We start from the raw sequence: 2,472 nt of genomic DNA on the forward strand, positions 1-2,472 counted from the left end.
ACCGCCACCGTGGAACATCCTCCCGTGTTCACCGTCGAGGAGGCCAGGCGGGTACGCGATCCCCGGGAGGGCGGACACTGCAAGAGCCTGTTTCTGCGCAACAAGAAGGGTCACATGTGGCTGGTCGTCCTGTTCGAGGACACCAACGTCGACCTGCGCAAACTCGGTGAGGCGATCGGTGCCGGCCGGGTCGGCTTTGCGAGCCCGGAGCGACTCCACCGCTACCTGGGGGTCATCCCGGGTGCGGTTACGCCGTTCGCGGTCGTCAACGATGAGGGGGGCGAGGTGAACGTGGTGCTGGAGAGCGGACTGCTGAACGCCAACCCGCTTCACTTCCATCCTCTCGACAACGGCAGGACCACGGCGATCGGCCCCGATGACCTGCTCAGATTCCTCGAGGCAATCGGCCATCCGCCGGAACTGCTCGACACGGCCGGCCTGTAGCCGATCCGACAGGACCCACAGTCGTCGCGCCCCCCGGTCGGACCAGAATGCAGGGCATGGGAGTCCATGAAGTGGCGGCCGGCGGGTTCGGTTCTGCTGCAGCCGAATATGAAGCGGCGCGGCCGGGATATCCTCCACCGGTCGTCGACTGGCTGATGGATGTCCTGGCGCTGGCGAGCGAGCCGGTGGTGGTCGACCTCGCAGCAGGAACCGGCAAGCTGACCCGCTTGCTCGCCGAGCGGGGAGCGAACCCGTACGCGGTCGAACCGGTTGCAGGGATGCGCGCCGAACTTCGCAAAGCATCTCCGGAGATTCCGATCATTGCGGGTACGGCCGAAGCCCTCCCCTTCCGGCGCGGTTCCGTCGACGCGCTCACCGTCGCCCAGGCGTTTCACTGGTTCGACAACGCCACCAGCCGTCATGAGATCGCCCGGGTTATTCGACCGGGCGGCAAACTCGCGTTGCTGTGGAACGTCCGCGATCGTCGGGTTGCGTGGGTGGACGCGCTCTGGTCGATCATGGATCGTGTCGAGCTGAACGCCCCGTGGCGTGATCATGAGTCGACTCGCTCGGCAGAGACCTGGACGCTCCCCGGATTCACTTCCTTTCGCCGCTCCCGGTTCGTCCATGATCACCGGGTCACCCGCGCCCAGGTCGTCGAGCGAATGGCATCGGTCAGCCATGTCGCAGTTCTCCCAGACGACCGGAAGGCGGCCGTACTGGATGAGGTCTCGGCAATCCTCGACACCCACCCGGACACAAGGGACAAGCCCACTCTGGCCATCACCTACCGGGTCGACTGTTTCGTGGCCGAGCGGCTGGAGACCTAGTTATCCAGCTCAACAAGCACGTCGGCAAACCATTCGATGGACTCTGCTGTGATGGGGTCGAGCACCATCTGCACATGAGATATCCCGAGTTCCGAGTAGCGGCCCAGCACATCGGCAATCTCGTCGGGTGAGCCGGCCAGCGGGTCCTTGCCCTCATGCCGGGCATCCCCGTGGATCCGCCCTTGTCCTCCGGGAAGCGTGGCAAGCACCGCCACCGTCTTCGCTATCTCGGCGTGATCCCGGCCAACCTCCTCGCACGCCTGCTCGAGAAGTCCCAACAATGCCGGCAACCCCGCCGGATTGTTGCCGTACCAGGCGTACCAACCGTTCCACTGATCCATGAACGGAGCGGTGGCCCGCAGCACGCGGGGTCCCTGTGATCCGATCAAGATCGGAGGACCTGCGCGGCGCGGCCCGACCGGGAGGATCTGCGCTCGATCATTCCGATAGAACTCGCCGTCGTTGTCGACCGTTTCTCCGCGTATGAGACGGCGAATGATGTGAAACGCTTCTTCGAATCGGGATGCCCGGTGGTCGAACGGATATCCGAAGGCGTCGAACTCGGCACGATTCCACCCGGCGCCGAGCCCGAGGATCAGCCGTCCGCCCGAGATCTCGTCGACCGTCACCGCCTTCTTGGCCAGCATCGCCGGAGAGTGAAAGGCCGTCGCGGCCACCAACGGGCCGATCGTCACTCGTTCCGTCACGGATGCGATCGCCGCCAGCATCGACCATGCCTCCCAGGGCCCGCGCGGCTCGCCGTCCTCAGGGCGATACAGCAGATGGTCGCCCACCCAGATCGAGTCGAATCCGACCGACTCCGCCAGCACGGACAGCGAGCGCATTTCCGGCCAGCGAACCTCTCGTTCGACCTCGGGCAACTGGACTCCTACCGACAGCGGACGCAAGCGAACCTCTTCTCGTGGGATGAGGCGATGCTAGATCCGATCAGATAGGGTGCTGTCCATGTCGAAGGTGCAGTTGTTCGTCACGTGTCTGGTTGACAGCTTCTTCCCGGAGGTCGGCGAAGCAGTAGTCGCCGTGTTGGAGCGCCACGGGTGCACGGTCGAGTTCCCGTTCGACCAGACATGTTGCGGACAACCGGCCTTCAACGTCGGCTACCGCGATCAGGCCAGGGCGATGGCCGAGCACACGATCGAGGTGCTCGACGCCACGGAGGGGACGAGCGTGGTTCCTT

Annotated in this window: 4 protein-coding genes; 3 read left to right on the plus strand and 1 reads right to left on the minus strand. The window is 64.8% G+C overall.

Features of this window, described 5'->3' with window-relative positions; translation table 11 throughout:
* Both VLT15_13420 and VLT15_13425 read left to right on the plus strand, forming a co-directional pair.
* Positions 1 to 444: prolyl-tRNA synthetase associated domain-containing protein (locus tag VLT15_13420; protein ID HSR46211.1), on the plus strand; the 444-nt coding region annotated here is incomplete at its 5' end.
* 56 nt (positions 445 to 500) lie between these two features.
* Positions 501 to 1,274, plus strand: coding sequence for a class I SAM-dependent methyltransferase (locus VLT15_13425; GenBank protein ID HSR46212.1), 774 nt, complete (start codon positions 501 to 503; stop codon positions 1,272 to 1,274).
* On the opposite strand, the gene VLT15_13430 is transcribed toward VLT15_13425, so the two are convergent.
* The gene (locus tag VLT15_13430) at positions 1,271 to 2,182 is read right to left on the minus strand and encodes an LLM class flavin-dependent oxidoreductase (GenBank protein HSR46213.1); all 912 of its coding nucleotides are present in this window, start codon (positions 2,180 to 2,182) and stop codon (positions 1,271 to 1,273) included. The two genes, VLT15_13425 and VLT15_13430, sit on opposite strands and share 4 nt — an antisense overlap.
* Positions 2,183 to 2,240: 58 nt before the next feature.
* On the opposite strand from VLT15_13430, the gene VLT15_13435 reads away from it, so the two are divergent.
* The coding region (locus tag VLT15_13435) for a (Fe-S)-binding protein (protein ID HSR46214.1) at positions 2,241 to 2,472 on the plus strand (232 nt) is incomplete at its 3' end.

This window comes from Acidimicrobiia bacterium, from assembly GCA_035471805.1.
In the GTDB taxonomy this organism is placed as follows: domain Bacteria; phylum Actinomycetota; class Acidimicrobiia; order Spongiisociales; family JAHEDJ01; genus JAHEDJ01.